The organism is Geodermatophilus normandii (assembly GCF_003182485.1).
GTDB lineage: Bacteria > Actinomycetota > Actinomycetes > Mycobacteriales > Geodermatophilaceae > Geodermatophilus > Geodermatophilus normandii.
In genome coordinates this window covers 4558598-4575957 of the sequence record NZ_QGTX01000001.1, presented here as the reverse complement: position 1 = coordinate 4575957, position 17360 = coordinate 4558598, and the positions used below count along the sequence as shown (strand labels likewise).

Below are 17360 nucleotides of genomic sequence, written 5' to 3'. Positions count from 1 at the left end.
CCGTGACCGGGACGCAGCTGCACGAGCTCACCGCGCTGGAGCAGGCCGCCGCCGTACGGGACCGGACGGTCAGCCCGGTCGAGCTGGTCGAGGCGGCGCTCGCCCGGGTCGAGGCGCTCGACGCCGGCCTCGGCGCCTTCGTCACCGTGACGCCCGAGCGGGCGCTGGCCGCGGCCGCCGAGGCGGAGGCGCGGGTGCTGGGCGGCGGCGACCTCCCGCCCCTGCTCGGCGTGCCCACGGCGATCAAGGACCTCAACAACACCGCCGGCGTCCGCACCACCTTCGGCTCCGCGGTGTACGCCGATTTCGTGCCCGGCTTCGACGACGCCGTCGTCACCCGGCTGGCCGCGGCCGGGACGGTCAGCGTGGGCAAGACCAACACCCCGGAGTTCGGCTTCCCCTGCTACACCGACAACGACGTCGCCGGTCCCGCCCGCTGCCCGTGGGACCGCACGCGCCTGGCCGGCGGCTCCAGCGGCGGCGCGGCCGTGGCGGTCGCCGCCGGGATGCTGCCGTTCGCGCAGGGCAGCGACGGCGGCGGGTCGATCCGCATCCCGGCGAGCGTCAACGGCCTGTTCGGCATCAAGCCCACCCGCGGCCGGGTGAGCAACGCGCCGCTGGGCAGCGACGTCACCGGCCTGGGCACCAACGGCCCGCTGGCCCGCACCGTCCGCGACGCCGCCGCGATGCTCGACGCGATGGCCGGTCCGGTCCTCGGCGACACGACCTGGGCGCCGCCCCTCCCGCCCGGGGAGACGTTCCTCGGCTGCGCCGACCGGCCGGCCGGCCGGCTGCGGATCGGCCGGGCGCTGGAGTTCCCGGTGCCGGGCGTCGGGCTGGAGCCGGAGGTGGCCACCGCCCTCGACGACGCCGCCCGGCTGCTCGAGTCGCTCGGGCACGAGGTGGCCGACGTCCCGGGCGGCCTGCTCCCTCCCGACCTCCTGGGCCTCTTCGAGCGGGTGTGGTCGCTGTCGGGCGCGACCCTGGTGGTGCCGCCGGGCCGGGGAGGAGAGCTGCGGCCCCTCACCCGGGAGCTGCGGGCCCGCGGGCTGGCGCTCTCGGCGCAGGCGGCGATGGAGGCGCTGAACGCCCTCCGCGTCTTCTCCCGCCGGTACGTGCGGGCCACCGACGCCTTCGACGTCCTGCTCGCCCCGGTGACGACGATGACGCCGCGGCCGCTGGGCTGGTTCGACGCCGACGGCGACGGCGCCGCGGACTTCGCACGGCAGGTGCGCTACGCCGCCTTCCCCGCGCTCTACAACGTGACCGGCCAGCCCGCCGTCAGCGTGCCCCTCCACTGGACCGGCGACGGCCTGCCGATCGGCACCATGCTCGTCGGGCGACCCGCGGACGAGGCCACCCTGATCGCGCTGTCGGCCCAGCTGGAGGAGGCCCGGCCGTGGGCGCACCGACACCCGCCGGGCTGGCACGCCGACGCATGACCGTCGACCGCGGGCGGTAGATTCCCGGCGTGACCGTGGTCGAGACCCTGCTCGTCTTTGTCGTGGCCCCGCTGGCGGTGTACGTCTTCTTCTGGGCGGTGACCTACCTGCCCGGCGGCCGCAAGCGCCAGGGCCTCCGCTACAAGCCGGGGCAGCCCTGGGAGCACGAGCCGGTCTGGTACGAGCCCCAGCCGGCCAACGCCCCGACGCACGCCGCGGGCGAGGGCGACACGCAGGCCGTCGGCTCCTCGCTCTACGGCGAGACCGCGGCCATCGGGTCGGGCGACGGCCACGGCCCGGCCACCGTCGGCTCCAGCGTCATCGCCGGCTCGCACGGCTCCACCGCCGGCTCGGCCGGTGCGCCGGCGCCCGCGGCGGCCGGTCCGCTCGGCGGCGCCCGCGGGACCTGGTGACCCCGGCGTGACACTCTCCCTCCCCTCGACCCCATCAGGAGGCCGGCGATGACCCGCGTGCTGGATGCCGACGCCCACGACACCGGGACGGTCGACACCGCGCCGAACCGGGCCGACCAGGGCTACGACACGATCTTCAGCTACCGCGAGCTGGCGCGGCTCGACGAGGCGCTGACCATGTCCTCGCGCGAGACCGGCCTGCGGTTCACGCTCTACATCGGCGACCTCGGGCCCAAGACCCGCATCCGCGCCGAGGAGCTGCACGCCCGCGGTGGCGACCCGCTCGACTCGGTGCTGCTGGCCGTCTCCCCGGGCCAGCGGGTCATCGAGGTGGTCACCGGGGCCTCGGCCGCCCGCCGCCTGCCCGACCGCGCCTGCGCGCTCGCGGTGCTGTCGATGACCAACTCCTTCGCCGCGGGCGACCTCGTGGGGGGCATCGTCAACGGCCTGCGGCAGCTGTCGGACCAGGCCGGCCACCCGCGCACCGCGCGGCACTGAGCGGCCGCGCACACCTCCGGTCACCCGAGAGGCCCAGGACCCGCCGGGTCCTGGGCCTCTCGTGTACTGCGGGTCAGCCGTTCTCGGCGGCGTCCCGCCGGCGGGCGCGCAGCGCGCGGGCGATGCCGTCGCGGCCCTCGGAGACCAGCCGGTGCAGCGGAGCGGGGTGCCCCTCCTGGCCCAGCCACGTGTCGGCGGCCTGCAGCGTCCGCTCCTCGACCACCGGCGGGAACAGGTACTGCACGGCGTTCTTCGCGATCTCGCCGGGCCGGCGGTCCCACATCGGGCCGATCTCGGCGAAGTACCGCTCGACGTACTCGGCGGTGACCTCCCGCTGGGCGGGGTGCCAGAAGCCGGCCACCAGCGCCTCGTGGACGGCGTTGGGCACGTCGGGGTCGTGGAAGGCGCGCTGCCAGGCCTCCGCCTTGGCCTCGGCCGTCGGGCGCAGCGCCCGCGCGGTGGCGGCCCGGCGGACCCCGGTGGCGGTGGCGTCGCGCCCGGCCTCGGCGTCGATCTCGGCGTCCCCCGCCGCGCCGATGGCGACCAGGCCGTTGAGGAAGGCCCACCGGGCGTCGGCGTCGACGGCCAGCCCCTCGACCGTCCGCGAGCCGTCGAGCAGCCCGCGCAGCACCGCCGCGTGCTCCTCGGTGCGCGCGGCCGAGGCCAGCGTCCGCGACCACTGCAGCTGCTCGTCGCTGCCCGGGTCGGCCGACTCCAGCGCCTGCACGGCCTTGTCGGCCAGCGCCGCCCAGCCGGTCTCGGCCCACTGCGGGTCGGCGTAGGAGGTCAGCGCCGACTGCACGCGCGCCAGGAGCGACTGCACGACGCTGGTCTCGGTCTCGGCGTCGATGCCGGTGAGCACCAGCTGCACCCACTCGCGGGCGGGCAGCTCGGCGTCGCGGGTCATGTCCCAGGCCGCCGCCCAGCACAGCGCGCGGGCCAGCGGGTCGGGGACGGTGCCGATCGCCTCGCGCAGCGTGGTCAGCGAGCGCTCGTCGAGGCGCAGCTTGGCGTAGGTGAGGTCGTCGTCGTTGACCAGCACCAGGTCGGCCGCCGGGTGCCCCACCAGGTCGGCCACCTCGGTGCGGGCGCCGTCGACGTCGAGCTCCACGCGGGTGGTGCGGGTCAGCCCGTCGGGTCCGCGGTCGTAGAGGCCCACGGCCAGCCGGTGACGGCGGAGCACGGGGTGCTCGGGGACGGCGGTCTGCTCGATGGCGAACGAGGCGTAGCGCCCGTCGTCGGTGAGCTCGAAGACCGGGCGCAGGGTGTTGACCTGGCTGGTCTCCAGCCACTGCGCCGACCACGCGGTGAGGTCGCGGCCGGTGGCCTCCGACAGCGGGTCGAGCAGGTCGGCCAGCGTGGTGTTGCCGAACTCGTGGTCGCGGAAGTACTTCCGGATGCCGGCGAGGAACTCCTCGCGCCCGACGTAGGCCACCAGCTGCTTGAGCACCGAGGCGCCCTTGGCGTAGGTGATCCCGTCGAAGTTCACCTCGACGGCGGCGACGTCGACCATGTCCGCGGCGATCGGGTGGGTCGAGGGCAGCTGGTCCTGCGCGTAGGCCCAGGCCTTCTCGGCGTTGGCGAACGTCGTCCACGCGGTCGTGTACTCGGTGGCCTCGGCCTGGCACAGGGTGGAGATGTAGGTGGCGAAGGACTCGTTGAGCCACAGGTCGTCCCACCAGCGCATGGTCACGAGGTCGCCGAACCACATGTGCGCCAGCTCGTGCAGCACCGTCTCGGCGCGCCGCTCGTAGCGGGCCCGGCTCGTGCGCGACCGGAAGACGTAGTCCTCCAGCACCGTGACCGCGCCGGCGTTCTCCATCGCGCCGGCGTTGAACTCGGGCACGAACAGCTGGTCGTACTTGTCGAACGGGTACGGGTAGTCGAACACCCGGTGGTAGAACTCGAAGCCCTGCTTGGTGACCCGGAAGAGCTCCTCGGGGTCGAGGTGCTCGGCCAGCGAGGCGCGGCAGTAGAGCCCCAGCGGGATGTCCTCGTAGGCGTCGGTCACCCGGGCGTAGGGCCCCGCGATCAGCGCGACGAGGTAGGTCGACAGCCGCTTGGTCGGCTCGAAGTGCACCAGCTGGGAGCCGTTCGGGCCCGCCTCGATGGTGCGCCCGCCGGTGTTGGAGACGACCTGCCAGTCGAACGGCGCGACGACGTGCACCTCGTAGGTGCCCTTGAGGTTGGGCTGGTCGAAGCAGGTGAACACGCGCTTGGCCTCGGCCGGCTCGAAGTGCGTGTAGAGGTAGACCTGCCCGTCCTCGGGGTCCTCGAAGCGGTGCAGGCCCTCACCGGAGTTGGAGTACCGGCAGTCGGCGTCGACGACGAGGGTGTTGTCGGCGGCGAGGTCGGGCAGCGGCAGGCCGCCCTCCTCGGTGTAGGTGGAGACGTCGAGCTCGACCCCGTTGAGCGTGGCCGACCGGACGGTCTCGGCGACCAGGTCGATGAACGACGCGGCGCCGGGCTCGCGGCAGGTGAAGCGCACCGTCGTCGTGGAGCGGAAGGTCCCGGCGCCCGGGTGCCCGTTCCCGTCGGTGAGGTCGAACTGCAGGTCGTAGCTGTCGACGGCCAGCAGGCGGGCGCGCGCGGCGGCGTCGTCGCGGGTCAGGTTGGGTACGGCCACGCCGGGCAGCTTCCCACGGACGGCCGACACGCCCGCCGGGGACGGGGGAACAAGCGGCCCCGCCACGTGCTTGGCAGCCGCAGGAGCCGGTGCCGCACGGGCCGGCTGCGACGACGACGAGAGGGACGACGGATGACCGAGGCAGTGCAGAGCTCTCCGGCGAGGGCCCGGGTGGACTTCTGGTTCGACCCGCTGTGCCCCTGGGCGTGGCTGACCAGCCGCTGGGTGCTCGAGGCGGCCAAGGTGCGCGACATCGACCTGCACTGGCACGTCATGTCCCTGGCCGTGCTCAACCGCGGCCGCGACCTGCCGGCCGGGTACCAGGAGATGATGACCAAGGCGATCGGGCCGGTCCGGGTCGCGATCGCCGCCGCCGAGAAGCACGGCGACGAGGTCCTCGGCGACCTCTACACCGCCATGGGCACGTTGCGGCACCACGAGGAGCTCGAGCTCGACGAGATCATCGCCCCGGCGCTGGAGAGGGTCGGCCTGCCCGCGGAGCTGGCCGAGGCCGCCGGCTCCACCGAGTACGACGAGGCGCTGGAGAAGAGCCACCACGCCGGCATGGACCCCGTCGGCGACGACGTCGGCACCCCGGTGATGCACATCGACGGCGTCGCCTTCTTCGGGCCGGTCATCAGCAGGGTGCCCACCGGCGAGGACGCCGGGAAGGCCTTCGACGGCGCCGTCCTGCTCGCCAACCTGCCCGACTTCTGGGAGCTCAAGCGGACCCGCACGTCCGGCCCCGACATGGACTCGGTGCCCGCCGACGCCCTCGAGCTCACCCGCCGCTGACGAAGGACCCCCTTGCCCCCCGCCACTCGCGCGCTCGCGGCGGGACCCTGCAAGGGGGCCGTTCCAGCACGTCACCGGGCTCGCGGCGGGACCCTGCAAGGGGGCCGTTCCAGCACGTCACCGGGCTCGCGGCGGGCCCCTGCAGCGGGGCCGGACGGGCGCGGCATGCTGGTCGCGTGCCGCGTCCCGTCCGCCAGCGCATCCTGATCACCGGCGCCAGCTCCGGCCTCGGCGAGGGCATGGCCCGCCGCTTCGCCGCGCGCGGCCGTGACCTCGCCCTCGCCGCCCGCCGCACCGCCCTGCTCGAGGAGCTCCGCGACGAGCTGCTCGCCGCCCACCCCGGCATCCGCGTGGTCACCGCCGCGCTCGACGTCGACGACCCGCAGGCGGTGGCCGAGGGCGTCCCGGCGCTGGCCGCGGAGCTCGGCGGCATCGACCGGTTCGTCGCCAACGCCGGCATCGGCAACGGCTCCTCGATCGGCACCGGCGCCGCCGCGGCCAACCGGGCGGTGCTCGCCACCAACGTGCTCGGCACCCACGCGCAGTGCGAGGCCGCCGTCGAGCTGTTCCGCGCGCAGGGCTCCGGCCACCTCGTGTTGATCAGCTCGGTGGCCTCGGTCCGCGGGATGACCGGCAGCCGCACCGCCTACAGCGCGAGCAAGGCCGCGCTCAACGCCCTGGCCGAGGGCATCCGCTCCGACCTGCTCGGCAGCGGCATCCGGGTCACCACCGTGCTGCCCGGCTACATCGAGACCGCCATCAACGTCGGCCGCCGCGGCCCGTTCACCGTCGACCTCGACACCGGCGTCGACGCCCTCGTCGCCGCGATCGAGCGCGAGCCGGTCCGGGCCTACGTGCCCGAGTGGCCGTGGCGGCCGGTGTCGGCGCTGCTGCGGGTGCTGCCGCTGCCCGTCCTGCGCCGCCTCACCTGAGGTCGCGTCGCCTCACCCCAGCCGCGAGGCGGCCGTCCGCATCGTCGCCTCGGGGTAGGGGCCGCGGTCGAGCCGGCCGGCGCGCAGGGCCGCCAGCACCGCCAGCAGCTCCTCGCGCTGGGCGCCCACGAACGCGGCGTCCACGACCGCGCCGTGGCCGGGGACCACCGGCCCGCGGGCCATCGCGTGCAGCCGCCCGAGCGTCGCCGGCCACTCCACCGGGAAGGCGTCGTCGAACGCCGGCGGGGCGCCCTCCTCGACCAGGTCGCCGGCGAAGACCACTCCGTCCTCGACCTCCACCACGAGGTCGTGCCCGGTGTGCCCGCGGCCGAGGAACCGCAGCACCACCTCGACCCCGCCGACGTCCAGGACGGCGACGTCGTCGACCAGCGCGTCCGGCGGGTCCAGCGGCGCCCGCCGGACCTGCTCCGCACCCTCGGCGTCCCCCTCGGCGAGCAGCTCGGCCACCCGGGCGGCGCGCTGCGCCTCGCCGGTGGCCAGCAGGTCGGCCGCGCAGCCGCGCGATCCCCAGATCGTCGCCGGGCGGAAGGCGGCGTTGCCGAAGCAGTGGTCGTAGTGGGCGTGGGTGTCGACGACGGTCCACGGGTGGGGGGTCACCCGGCGGACGGCCGCGACGAGGTCGGCGGCCTCGCCCGGGTGCGACCGGGTGTCGACGACGAGGCAGGCGCCGTCGCCCACCACGAGCCCGCAGTTGAGGTCGAGGGACTCGTGCCGCCGGACGAACACGCCGTCGACGACCTCCGCGAAGGTCACCAGCAGATCCGCATCGGCCGGCCGCGGGCGTCGCGGGCGCCGTCGCCCACGCACTCCGCCCGGCCGTCGGCGACCCGCCGGGCCGACCACGCGGCGGCGCAGGCGTCGAGCGCGTCGACGGCGGGCAGGCCGGCCGGCGCGGCGGCGAGCGCGTCGAGCACGTCCATCACCGGCTGCAGCGCGCGGATCCGCTGCGCCAGCCCGCGCGCGCTCGACTTCGGGTCGCCGACCCGGGTGTCGAGCGCGCGGAAGGCCAGCTCCGGGTGCACCTCGACGACGTCGTCGCGCGGCGGGTCGCCCAGCGCGTCGTCGAGGGCCGCGATCGACCGGACGAGGTGGAACGACTGCGCCGACAGCGAGCGGCCGCCGGTGGCCTCGACCGACCGCCGCCGCGCGTCGGCGTGGTCGCGGGCGCCGAGCACCGCGCGCACCGGGGCGGGGAAGACCGAGCTGCCGGCCCGGCCGAGCAGGCGCCGCGCCGCGACGTCACAGGCCCGCACCCCGTCGTCGGACAGCCCGATCGGCATGTCGATGCCGACCAGGGCGACGTCCGGCACGGCGAGGACGGCGGCGACGTCGCCCAGCGCCAGGAGGGTCACCGCGCGGCCCTGCAGGAGCGCCCCGGCCCAGGCGCCGCGCCAGCCGTCGACCCCGAGCACCGCCACGTGCCGACCCTGACAGACTCGGGCCATGCGCGTCTTCGTCGGCACCGACCACGCCGGACTCGACTTCAAGGAGCACCTCAAGCAGGCGCTCGCCGAGGCCGGGCACGAGCCGGTCGACTGCGGCGCCCACGAGTACGACCCGCAGGACGACTACCCGCCGTTCTGCTTCGAGGTCGGCGAGCGGGTGGTCGTCGAGCCGGGCAGCCTCGGCGTGGTCATCGGCGGGTCGGGCAACGGCGAGCAGATCGCGGCCAACAAGGTGCCCGGCGTCCGCGCCGCCCTGGTGTGGAACCGCGACACCGCCGAGCTCGCGCGGGCGCACAACGACGCGAACGTGTGCGCCATCGGCGCGCGCCAGCACTCGATCGAGGAGGCCACCGAGCTGGTGCTGCACTTCCTCGCCTCCCCGTGGAGCGGGGAGGAGCGGCACGTCCGCCGGATCGGCCTGATCCACGACTACGAGCAGAACCGGCACCGTCCCGCCGGCGGCCTGCCCACCCGCGGCGACGTGGTGTGAGGCCCTCGGCCCCGTCCCGGGTCCCGCCCTGAGCTCGCGAAGGGTGGGGAGGACGGGGTCCTTCTAGAACTGGTCGGGGCAGTACGGGCTCACCGGCCACGAGAACGCCGTCGCCGCCTGGGTGACCGCGCCGGGGCTCACCTCGGTGACCCGGCCGGCCGCCTGCAGCGTGCCCAGCGAGACGCCGCCGAGGTAGGCCGCGGCCAGCGCCTCGACGTCGACCACCAGGTCGGGGTCGCCGTCGGTGGGGGCGCAGAAGGCGCCGGCCGGGTGCCCGCGCAGCCACCAGCGCCCGTCGTTCCAGGGGCAGAACCGGTCGCGCACCTCGAGCACCATGTCGATCGGCGCGGGGTAGCGGCGGGCCGCGAGCGCCCGGCCCACGTCGACCAGCCGCAGCCACAGCCCGTCCAGCGGCCGGGCGTGCAGCGCCCGCGGGTCGGCCAGCAGGTGGCGCAGCGGGTCCTCGGCCGGGGCGTGGCCGGCCTCCACCGACCGCACCAGGTCGAGGTCGAGCAGGTACCGCCACAGCGCCGCGTAGGCGGGCGTGCTGCGGGCCCGCACCTCGTCGACGACGACGGTGCCGTCGGGCTGCTCGTCGTCGGTCCAGCGCGACCGCACGCGGAAGGCGGCGTACCCGCTCACCTCCCCGTCGGCCTCGCGGTGCAGGAGGAACCGGCGCGCGCTCGCGCCGTGGCGGTGCTCGGCGGGGTCGCGCAGCAGCCGGCCCCACCAGCGCTCGTCGCGCTCCATGTTCCCGGGGACCCAGCGGCGCAGCGCCTCGTGCACCCGCGCGGCGCCGGCCCGGTAGGCGTCGGCGTCGACCGGCGCCACCGCGCCCGTGCCGAGGTCGACGTCGGGACGGAAGGACATCTCCCGCGTGCGGCCGCGCAGGTTGCCCCGCTGGGTCGCCACCGCGTACCCGAACCGGCCGTAGATGCCGCCCTCGGAGGCCCAGAGCCCGGCCAGCGGCTCACCGCCCCGCTCGTGCAGCTCGGTGAGCTGGCGCCGCATGACCGCGGTGAGCACGCCGCGGCGGCGGTGCGTGGGGGAGACGGTCACCCAGGTGACGCCCGCGCACGGCACGACGGCGCCGGGCACGGTGAGCTGCCGGCTGTAGATGCCGGCCGTGGCGGCCACCCGGCCGTCGTCGGCCCACAGGCCCAGGGAGCGGTCGAGCTCGGCCACCGGCGGCGGGGTCTCGGTGAAGTCCCCGACCGGCTCGTCGCCGAAGACCTCGAGCATCGCCCGGCTGAAGGCCGGCCACTCCTCGGTGGTGACGGGGCGGAGGTCAGCGGGATCGGTCACCCCCGCTGTCTACCGGGAGGGGACGACGGCCCGCGACCGCGTTCCGGTGCGAGCATCCCGGGGTGCAGCAGCAGCGGCCGGTCGGGTGGTGGGTCAAGCGGCTCGACGAGCTGCTCGAGCGGGGCCTCGACGACGTCGTCGCGGCCGAGGGGCTCTCCCGCCGGCACTGGCAGGTGCTCGACTCCCTCGCCTCCGGCCCGTCGACGCGCCGGGAGCTCGCCACCGCCCTCACGTCGTTCGCGACGCCGGGCCGGGTCGACGGCGTCGTCGCCGACCTCGCCGCCCGCGGCTGGGTGGAGGAGGGCGCGGGTCGGCTCGCGCTGACCTCCGACGGCCGGGCGGCGCACGGCCGGCTGGCGGGCGCGGTCGCCGCGTTCCGCCGCCGCGTCGCCGAGGGGCTGTCGGCCGAGGAGTACGCGGCGACCGTCGCCGGCCTGGCCCGGATGGTGGCGAACCTCGAGCGGGAGGCCCCCGGTCAGCCCCGCAGGTAGGCCGGCGTCGCCATGACCCGGCTGTTGCGCTCCTCGTCGGGTGCGAGGCCGGGCTCGGCGAAGATCCGCCGGGTGTGCTTCTCCACGGCGCCGGGGGTGACCACGAGCTGCCGGGCGATCGCGGTGTCGGAGTGCCCCTCGGCGATCGGCCCGAGCACCTCCCGCTCCCGCGGGGTCAGCCGGCGGACGGGGTCGTCGGCGCGGCGCCGCGGACCCGATGCTCCCGGTCGCGGAGCGCCGTTGCCCAGGGTCCTGGCTACTGTCGGAGCCTGCCGGAGCGTGCCGACGGCGCCGCGCCCCCGCGCGGCCACGTGCCCGGCGGACGGAGGTCCCCATGCGTCCCAGGGCGGTGCCGGTCGTGCTCAGTGCCCTCCTCCTGGCCGCCGGCTGCACGTCCTCGGCGGCCGGGGGAGACGAGGACGGCGAGGCGGCGGCGGTGGCGACGTCCGCGCCCGACCAGCGGCTGACCCTCGTGGCCGACGCCGAGCCCGTGGCCTCCGCCGTCAGCGCCAGCCGCGCGCTGTTCGACGAGGCCGGCGTGGTCGTCGTCGCGCCGGACGGCGACCGCGCGGCCACGCTGCTGGGCGCCTCGGCCGCCGTCGGCCTGGGCGTGCCGCTGCTGCTCGACCCGGAGGGCGAGGGGTCCGACGACGCCGTCGCCGAGGAGCTCGACCGGCTGGGCGCGCGGACCGTCCTCGCCGTGGGCGCCGACTCCGCGCCCGGCGAGGCCGAGGTCGTCGCCGTCCCGGCCAGCGCCGAGGCCGTCTCCGCCGCCACCGGGCTGGACCTCGCCGACGCCGAGCCCGTGCCGGCCGACGGTGACGCGGCCGCCGTCGCGGCGCTCGACCCCGACGCGCCCGCCGCGCTGCGCCCCGAGGACGCCGAGCCGGCCGAGGGCCAGGCCGACGGGGAGCTGCCGTCGGTGACCCGTGCCGAGCCGCTGGATTCCACGGTGGTCCTCGCCTCCGGCACCGCCGAGTCGCTGGCCGGCGTCGCCACCGCCCGGGCCGCCGGCGCGAGCGTGTCGGTGACCGGCGGGCAGACCGACCCGCGCGCCTCCGCCGACGCCGTCGACGCCGTGTCCGGAGCGGAGACCGTCGTCGCGCTCGGGACCGGCTTCGGCGCCGAGGACGGCCTGGACTGGAAGGTCGAGACCGCCGCCACCGGCACGCAGCTGCCCGGCGGCGGGCAGACGCTCTTCCCGCAGCACTTCATGGTCGCCCTCTACGGGCACCCGGGCACCGGCTCGCTCGGCGTCCTGGGGGAGCAGGACGCCGACGCCGCCGTCCAGCGGGCCCGCGACACCGCCGCGCCCTACGAGGCGCTGGTCCCCGACGCCACCGTCGTCCCGGCCTTCGAGATCATCGCGACGGTCGCCTCGGAGTTCCCGACCGAGGAGAACGACTACTCCTACGAGGCGCCGATCGAGCAGCTCCGGCCGTGGGTGGAGACCGCGGGCGCGGCCGGTCTCTACGTCGTCCTGGACCTGCAGCCGGGCCGCACCGACTTCGTGACCCAGGCCGAGCGCTACCGCGAGCTCCTGGAGCTGCCGTACGTCGGGCTGGCGCTGGACCCGGAGTGGCGGCTGACGCCGAACCAGGTGCACCTCACCCAGATCGGCTCGGTGGGCGTCGAGGAGGTCAACCGGGTGGTGACCTGGCTGGCCGACCTGACCCGCGAGAACCGGCTGCCGCAGAAGCTGCTGGTGCTGCACCAGTTCCGCGTCGACATGATCCCCGGCCGCGAGCAGGTGGACCTGTCCCGTGACGAGGTCGCGGTCATGGTGCACGCCGACGGCCAGGGAGGTCAGGGAGCCAAGCAGGACACGTGGCGGGTGCTGCACGGGATCGGCCCGGAGGGGCTCGCCTGGGGCTGGAAGAACTTCTACGACGAGGACCTGCCGATGCTCACGCCGGAGGAGACGATCGCGCAGGTCTCGCCGCGTCCCCAGCTGATCAGCTACCAGTAGCACCCCGCCGTCGGGGACTCCCGTTCCGTCGGTGCCGCGTGGTGGACTGACGCCCGCCGACGGGGAGCCGACGAGGAGAGGTGGTCCGCGTGACCAGCGTGCTGAGCGGGGTGGCCGACGGGCTCGACCCGCGGTTGCTCGAGCACCGGAGGGAGCTGACCGGCTACTGCTACCGGATGCTCGGGTCGTCCTTCGACGCCGACGACGCGGTGCAGGAGACCCTGGTCCGCGCCTGGAAGAGCTTCGGCTCGTTCGAGGGCCGCTCGTCGCTGCGGTCCTGGCTGTACCGGATCGCCACCAACGTCTGCCTCGACCAGCTGTCGGGCCGGCAGCGCCGGGCGCTGCCGATGGACCTGTCCGGCTCGCCGTGGTCACCGGTCGAGGCGTCCCTGGCGGCCAAGCGGCCGGCCGAGGCGTGGGTCGAGCCGGTCCTCGACCGTGCGGTCCTGCCCGAGGACGGCGACCCGGCCGAGCGCGCGGTGGCCCGCGAGTCGGTGCGGCTGGCCTTCGTGGCCGCGCTGCAGCACCTGCCGCCGCGGCAGCGCGCCGTGCTGCTGCTGCGCGACGTGCTGCGCTGGCACGCCGACGAGGTCGCCGTCCTGCTCGAGACCACGGTCGCCTCGGTCAACAGCGCCCTGCAGCGGGCGCGCGCCACGCTGGCGGCGATGGGCGGCACCCCGGAGGAGCGGCCCCTCGACGCCGACCACCGCGACCTGCTGGCCCGCTACGTCGACGCCTTCGAGCGCTACGACATCGACGCCTTCGTCGCCCTCCTGCACGAGGACGCGACCCAGCACATGCCGCCGTTCGAGATGTGGCTGGGCAGTGCCGCCGACATCGGCACCTGGATGCTCGGCCCCGGCAGCGGGTGCCGCAACTCCCGGGTGCTGCTCACCGAGGCCAACGGCTGCCCGGCGGTCGCCCAGTGGCGGCCGACGCCCGACGGCGGACACGCGCCGTGGGCGCTGCACGTCCTGGAGATCGAGGACGGCCGCATCCGGCACCAGACGAGCTTCCTCGACCTGGACAACGACCTGTTCGCCCGGCTCGGCCTGCCGGCGACGCCGGACGCGGAGCCCGCTGCCGGCTGATCCTCCACCGGCTCACCCCACCGCCTCCCTCCCCGCCCGGGACGGGAGGCGGTGGGGCGTCCGGGGGTTGCGCCAGGTACCCCTGGGGGGTATACCGGACGTCGTCCACGAAGGAGGCATCATGAACACCGAGCACACCCACCAGGTGCACACACCCGATCCCCACACCGGTCACGACCCCGGCGGTCCTGCCGGCACCGGTCACCACCACGGGCGCCCCGCGGCCGGCCGGGTCTCCTGGGGCACGGCCGCCCAGGCGACGCTGCACTGCCTCACCGGCTGCGCCATCGGCGAGGTGCTCGGCGTGGTGATCGGCACCGCACTCGGCTGGTCCATGGCGGCCACCGTCGTCCTGGCCGTCGCGCTGGCCTTCGTCTTCGGCTACGCCCTCACGATGCGTGGCGTCCTGCGCGCCGGCCTGACGTTCCGCGCGGCGCTCCGGGTGGCGCTGGCGGCTGACACCGTCTCCATCGCCGTCATGGAGCTCGTCGACAACGCCGTCCTGGTCGGCGTGCCCGGCGCCATGGAGGCGGGGCTGTCCTCGGCGCTGTTCTGGCTGTCGCTGGCCGCCGCCCTCGCGGTGGCCTTCGTCGTCACCCTGCCGGTCAACCGCTGGCTCATGGGGCGAGGCCTCGGCCACGCCGTCGTGCACGCGTACCACTGACGGCGGATCCGGTGACGGCGGATCCGGCCCCGGGGTCAGGCGGCGCGGGCCAGCGAGCGGCGCAGCGCCGCCACCGACGCCGCGGCGCCGGTCCGCGTCACGACCACACCGGCGTGGTCGTGGCCGGGCAGCAGCTCGGCCTGCACGAGCGACCCGTGCGCGGCGACCACCGCGGCCACCTCGTCGGTCGTGCAGGCCGGCGGCGTCCCGGCGCCCGCGCTCCACTCCGCGTAGAGCAGCTGGGTCGGCACCCGCAGCGCGGCCAGCGCCGCGGCGGCGGCGTCGGTGAGGAAGACGTCGGCGGCGTCGTCGACCAGGACCCGGCCGTCCAGCCGCACCCGGCCGCCGTCGGCCCCGCGCTCGAGGTCGCGGGCGAGGCAGCGGGCCAGCAGGGGGTCGGTGGGGTCGAGCAGCGGCGCGGTGGTCGCCACCAGGTACCCGGCGTAGGTGGCGAGGTCGGGCCAGTCGGTGGCCAGCCGGCCGAGCCGGTCGGCGAAGGCGGCCTCGAGCTGGTCGCGGCCGGTGGGGCGCCGGACCACGGGCACGCCGCCGTCGAGCAGGGTCAGGGTGCGCATTCGGTCGGGGTGCGCGGCCGCCAGCTGGACGGCGATGAACGCCCCGAGCGACATGCCCACGACGTCGACCCGCTCCAGGCCGAGGGCGTCGAGGACCGCCAGCTGGTCCTCGGCGTGCCCGGCCATCGTGGAGACGTCGGAGCGGGGCGTGCTCAGCCCGCGGCCGCTGAGGTCGGGGGCGACCAGGTCCAGGTCGGGCGCCTCCTCGAGCACCCACTCCCACAGCCCGCCGGTGCTGCTCAGCCCGTGCACCGCCAGCACCGGCGGCGTGCTGCCCGGCCGGCGCCGCACGTGCACGGTGCGACCGCCGGGCCGCGCGACCTCGACGGCCTGCGGCGCGCTCACGCCGGCACCTCGTCGGGCAGGACCTTGCGGGGTTGAGGATGCCGTGCGGGTCGAGGGCGGCCTTCACCGCGCGCTGCATGGCGACCACCGCCGGGCTCTGCTCCAGCGCCAGCCCGGAGCGCTTGAGCAGGCCGACGCCGTGCTCGCCGGTCACCGTCCCGCCGAGGTCCACGGCGTCGGCCATGATCTCGGTGAACGCCACCTGCGCCCGCTCGCGCGCCGCGTCGTCGCCGGGCGGGGTGATCAGCAGCGGGTGCAGGTTGCCGTCGCCAGCGTGTGCGATGTTGGCGATCAGGACGTCGTTGCGCTGCGCCGCCGCCTCGATCCGGGCCAGCATCTCCGGGACGGCGGCCTTGGGCACGCACACGTCCTCGGTGAGCACCGGCCCCAGCCGCTCGACGGCCGGATAGGCCAGCCGGCGGGCGGTGAACAGCGCCTCGGCCTCCTCGGCGTCGGTGGAGGCGGCGGCCCAGGTGGCGCCGGCGTCCTCGAAGCAGCGCAGCATGCCGGCGGCCTCGGCGTCGCCGGCCTCGCCCGGGGCGTCGGCGCGGCCGAGGAGGACGACGTCGGCGTCGACCGACAGGCCCGTGTTCTTCCACGCGTCGACGGCGGCCAGGCAGTGCCGGTCGACCAGCTCCAGCGCCGACGGCACGATCCCCGCGGCGCCGATCGCCTCCACCGCGCGCCCGGCGTCGACCACGGAGGCGAAGTACCCGACGACGGTCCGCTCGGCGGGGCGGGCCGGGCGCAGCCGCACGGTGACCTCGGTGACGATCCCGAGCGTGCCCTCCGAGCCCACCATGAGCCCGACCAGGTCGTAGCCGACGACGCCCTTGGCCGTCCGCCGGCCCAGCCGCACCAGCTCGCCGGTGCCGGTGACCACCTCGAGCTCGAGCACGTAGTCGCGGGTGACGCCGTACTTCACGCAGCACAGCCCGCCTGCGTTGGTGGCCACGTTGCCGCCGATGGTCGACCAGGGGGCGCTGGCCGGGTCCGGCGGGTACCAGAGGCCCCGCGCGGCGCAGGCGGCCCGCAGGTCGTCGTTGACCACGCCGGGCTGGACGACGGCGTAGCGCTCGACCGGGTCGATCACCCGGATCTCGCGCATGGCCTCGGTGGAGACGACGACGCAGCCGTCGACGGCGTTGGCGCCGCCGGACAGGCCGGTCCCGGCGCCGCGGGTCACCACCGGCACCCGGTGCCCGAGGCACGCCCGGACGGCGGCCTGGACCTCCCGGGCCTCGCGCGGGCGGACGACGGCCAGCGGCCGCCCGGCCGGCGCCCACTCGGCCTCGTCGTGCCGGTAGGAGGCGAGGACGTCGTCGTCGAGCAGGACGCGGTCGGCGGGCAGGGCGGCCAGCAGGGCCCCGACGACCCCGGTGGAGAGGGTGGTCACCCGGACAGGAAACACCCCGCCGAGGATGGGCCGGTGAAGGTCTACCTCTCCTCCGACATGGAGGGCACCGCCGGTGTCGTCGACTGGGGACAGTGCCGCGGTCCCGGGGCGGAGTACGAGTACTACCGGCGCCTGCTGCAGGACGAGGTCAACGCGGCGATCGCCGGGGCGATGGACGCCGGCGCGACGGAGTTCCTCGTCAACGACTCGCACTCGTCGATGCAGAACCTGCGGCCCGGCGAGCTGCTCGGCGGCGCCCGCTACCTGTCGGGCCGGCACAAGCCGGCGTACATGATGGAGGGGCTGGACGCGTCCTTCGACGCCGTCTTCCTCGTCAGCTACCACGGCTCGATGGGCGGCCCGTCCTCGGTGCTGTCGCACACCTACAACCCGGCGGCGATCGCCCGCGTGCGGCTGAACGGCGTCGAGGTGGGGGAGTCGGGTCTCAACGCGCTCGTGGCGCTGGGCCACGGCGTCCCGGTCGTGCTGGTCACCGGCGACGACACCACCGCCGAGGAGGCCCGCGCGGTGTGCCCGGGGATCGAGGCCGCCGTCGTCAAGCGGTCGGTGACGCGGTTCGCGGCCGAGAGCCTGCACCCGGACGAGGCCTGCGCGCTCATCCGGTCCCGTGCCGCCGCCGCTCTGCGGGGCCTCTCCGCGGCGCGACTGCCGCAGATCGAGCTCCCGGCCACCCTGGAGATCACCGTCCGCAACGCGGACCTGGCGGAGATGGCGTGCCGCATCGCCGGCGTGGAACGCGCCGGCGCCGTCGACGTCCGCGTCACCGACGCGGACCCCGTCGAGCTCTACCGGACGTTCGTCACCGTCGTGCTGCTCACCCGCGGGCTCGCGGACTGAGACG

General features: G+C 75.9%; 17 protein-coding genes and 1 pseudogene. 11 read left to right on the top strand and 7 right to left on the bottom strand.

Going from position 1 to position 17360, the window contains the following annotated elements:
- Positions 1-2 precede the first annotated feature (2 nt).
- From JD79_RS21865 to JD79_RS21855, 3 genes are read left to right on the top strand one after another with little or no spacing between them, the layout of a single operon-like run.
- A complete protein-coding gene (locus JD79_RS21865; protein ID WP_110007225.1) occupies positions 3-1442 on the top strand; it encodes an amidase in 1440 nt (479 codons plus the stop codon).
- Between the two features lie 29 nt (positions 1443-1471).
- Entirely contained in the window at positions 1472-1855 is a 384-nt protein-coding gene (ctaJ, locus tag JD79_RS21860) for an aa3-type cytochrome oxidase subunit CtaJ (protein ID WP_110007224.1), read from the top strand.
- Positions 1856-1903: 48 nt separating this feature from the next.
- The gene (locus JD79_RS21855) at positions 1904-2353 is read left to right on the top strand and encodes a DUF5130 family protein (RefSeq protein ID WP_110007223.1); all 450 of its coding nucleotides are present in this window, start codon (positions 1904-1906) and stop codon (positions 2351-2353) included.
- Between the two features lie 73 nt (positions 2354-2426).
- Here the strand turns inward: JD79_RS21855 and pepN are convergent, their stop codons facing one another.
- Positions 2427-4979 carry an aminopeptidase N gene (gene pepN / locus JD79_RS21850; protein ID WP_110007960.1) on the bottom strand — a complete coding sequence of 851 codons (2553 nt, stop codon included), beginning with the start codon at positions 4977-4979 and terminating at the stop codon, positions 2427-2429.
- 132 nt (positions 4980-5111) lie between these two features.
- Here pepN and JD79_RS21845 point away from each other — a divergent pair, with 132 nt between their 5' ends.
- Positions 5112-5774: a mycothiol-dependent nitroreductase Rv2466c family protein gene (locus tag JD79_RS21845; protein WP_110007222.1), complete on the top strand. Its 663-nt coding sequence runs from the start codon at positions 5112-5114 to the stop codon at positions 5772-5774.
- Between the two features lie 176 nt (positions 5775-5950).
- Positions 5951-6706, top strand: coding sequence for an SDR family oxidoreductase (locus JD79_RS21840; protein WP_110007221.1), 756 nt, complete (start codon positions 5951-5953; stop codon positions 6704-6706).
- 12 nt (positions 6707-6718) lie between these two features.
- On the opposite strand, the gene JD79_RS21835 is transcribed toward JD79_RS21840, so the two are convergent.
- Positions 6719-7480 carry an MBL fold metallo-hydrolase gene (locus tag JD79_RS21835; protein ID WP_245900283.1) on the bottom strand — a complete coding sequence of 254 codons (762 nt, stop codon included), beginning with the start codon at positions 7478-7480 and terminating at the stop codon, positions 6719-6721.
- Complete coding sequence (locus JD79_RS21830) at positions 7477-8145, bottom strand: DUF429 domain-containing protein (RefSeq protein ID WP_110007220.1); 669 nt, start codon at positions 8143-8145, stop codon at positions 7477-7479. The genes JD79_RS21835 and JD79_RS21830 overlap by 4 nt, the downstream gene beginning before the upstream one ends.
- A 25-nt stretch (positions 8146-8170) precedes the next feature.
- On the opposite strand from JD79_RS21830, the gene JD79_RS21825 reads away from it, so the two are divergent.
- Positions 8171-8662 carry a ribose-5-phosphate isomerase gene (locus JD79_RS21825; protein ID WP_110007219.1) on the top strand — a complete coding sequence of 164 codons (492 nt, stop codon included), beginning with the start codon at positions 8171-8173 and terminating at the stop codon, positions 8660-8662.
- A gap of 63 nt (positions 8663-8725) precedes the next feature.
- On the opposite strand, the gene JD79_RS21820 is transcribed toward JD79_RS21825, so the two are convergent.
- Positions 8726-9967: a GNAT family N-acetyltransferase gene (locus JD79_RS21820; RefSeq protein WP_110007218.1), complete on the bottom strand. Its 1242-nt coding sequence runs from the start codon at positions 9965-9967 to the stop codon at positions 8726-8728.
- 62 nt (positions 9968-10029) lie between these two features.
- Here JD79_RS21820 and JD79_RS21815 point away from each other — a divergent pair, with 62 nt between their 5' ends.
- Entirely contained in the window at positions 10030-10458 is a 429-nt protein-coding gene (locus JD79_RS21815; protein WP_110007217.1) for a MarR family winged helix-turn-helix transcriptional regulator, read from the top strand.
- Here JD79_RS21815 and JD79_RS24090 read toward each other — a convergent pair.
- Positions 10443-10637, bottom strand: coding sequence for a response regulator transcription factor (locus tag JD79_RS24090; protein ID WP_281270358.1), 195 nt, complete (start codon positions 10635-10637; stop codon positions 10443-10445). The genes JD79_RS21815 and JD79_RS24090 overlap by 16 nt on opposite strands.
- Before the next feature lie 179 nt (positions 10638-10816).
- Between JD79_RS24090 and JD79_RS21805 the strand changes: the two genes are divergently transcribed.
- The 3 genes from JD79_RS21805 to JD79_RS21795 all read left to right on the top strand — a co-directional run bounded on the left by JD79_RS21805 (position 10817) and on the right by JD79_RS21795 (position 14182).
- On the top strand, positions 10817-12427 hold the full coding sequence (locus JD79_RS21805; protein ID WP_245900281.1) for a hypothetical protein: 1611 nt from the start codon (positions 10817-10819) through the stop codon (positions 12425-12427).
- A gap of 89 nt (positions 12428-12516) precedes the next feature.
- A complete protein-coding gene (locus JD79_RS21800; RefSeq protein ID WP_110007958.1) occupies positions 12517-13518 on the top strand; it encodes a sigma-70 family RNA polymerase sigma factor in 1002 nt (333 codons plus the stop codon).
- 121 nt (positions 13519-13639) lie between these two features.
- Complete coding sequence (locus JD79_RS21795; protein WP_110007214.1) at positions 13640-14182, top strand: DUF4396 domain-containing protein; 543 nt, start codon at positions 13640-13642, stop codon at positions 14180-14182.
- Positions 14183-14217: 35 nt separating this feature from the next.
- Here JD79_RS21795 and JD79_RS21790 read toward each other — a convergent pair whose 3' ends face one another.
- Entirely contained in the window at positions 14218-15102 is an 885-nt protein-coding gene (locus JD79_RS21790; RefSeq protein WP_110007213.1) for an alpha/beta fold hydrolase, read from the bottom strand.
- A gap of 85 nt (positions 15103-15187) precedes the next feature.
- Positions 15188-16498 (bottom strand): annotated as a pseudogene (locus tag JD79_RS24420) (FAD-binding oxidoreductase); the annotation flags it as partial.
- Here JD79_RS24420 and JD79_RS24415 point away from each other — a divergent pair.
- On the top strand, positions 16400-17356 hold the full coding sequence (locus JD79_RS24415; RefSeq protein WP_342767685.1) for a M55 family metallopeptidase: 957 nt from the start codon (positions 16400-16402) through the stop codon (positions 17354-17356). The pseudogene JD79_RS24420 and the gene JD79_RS24415 overlap by 99 nt on opposite strands.
- Positions 17357-17360 lie beyond the last annotated feature (4 nt).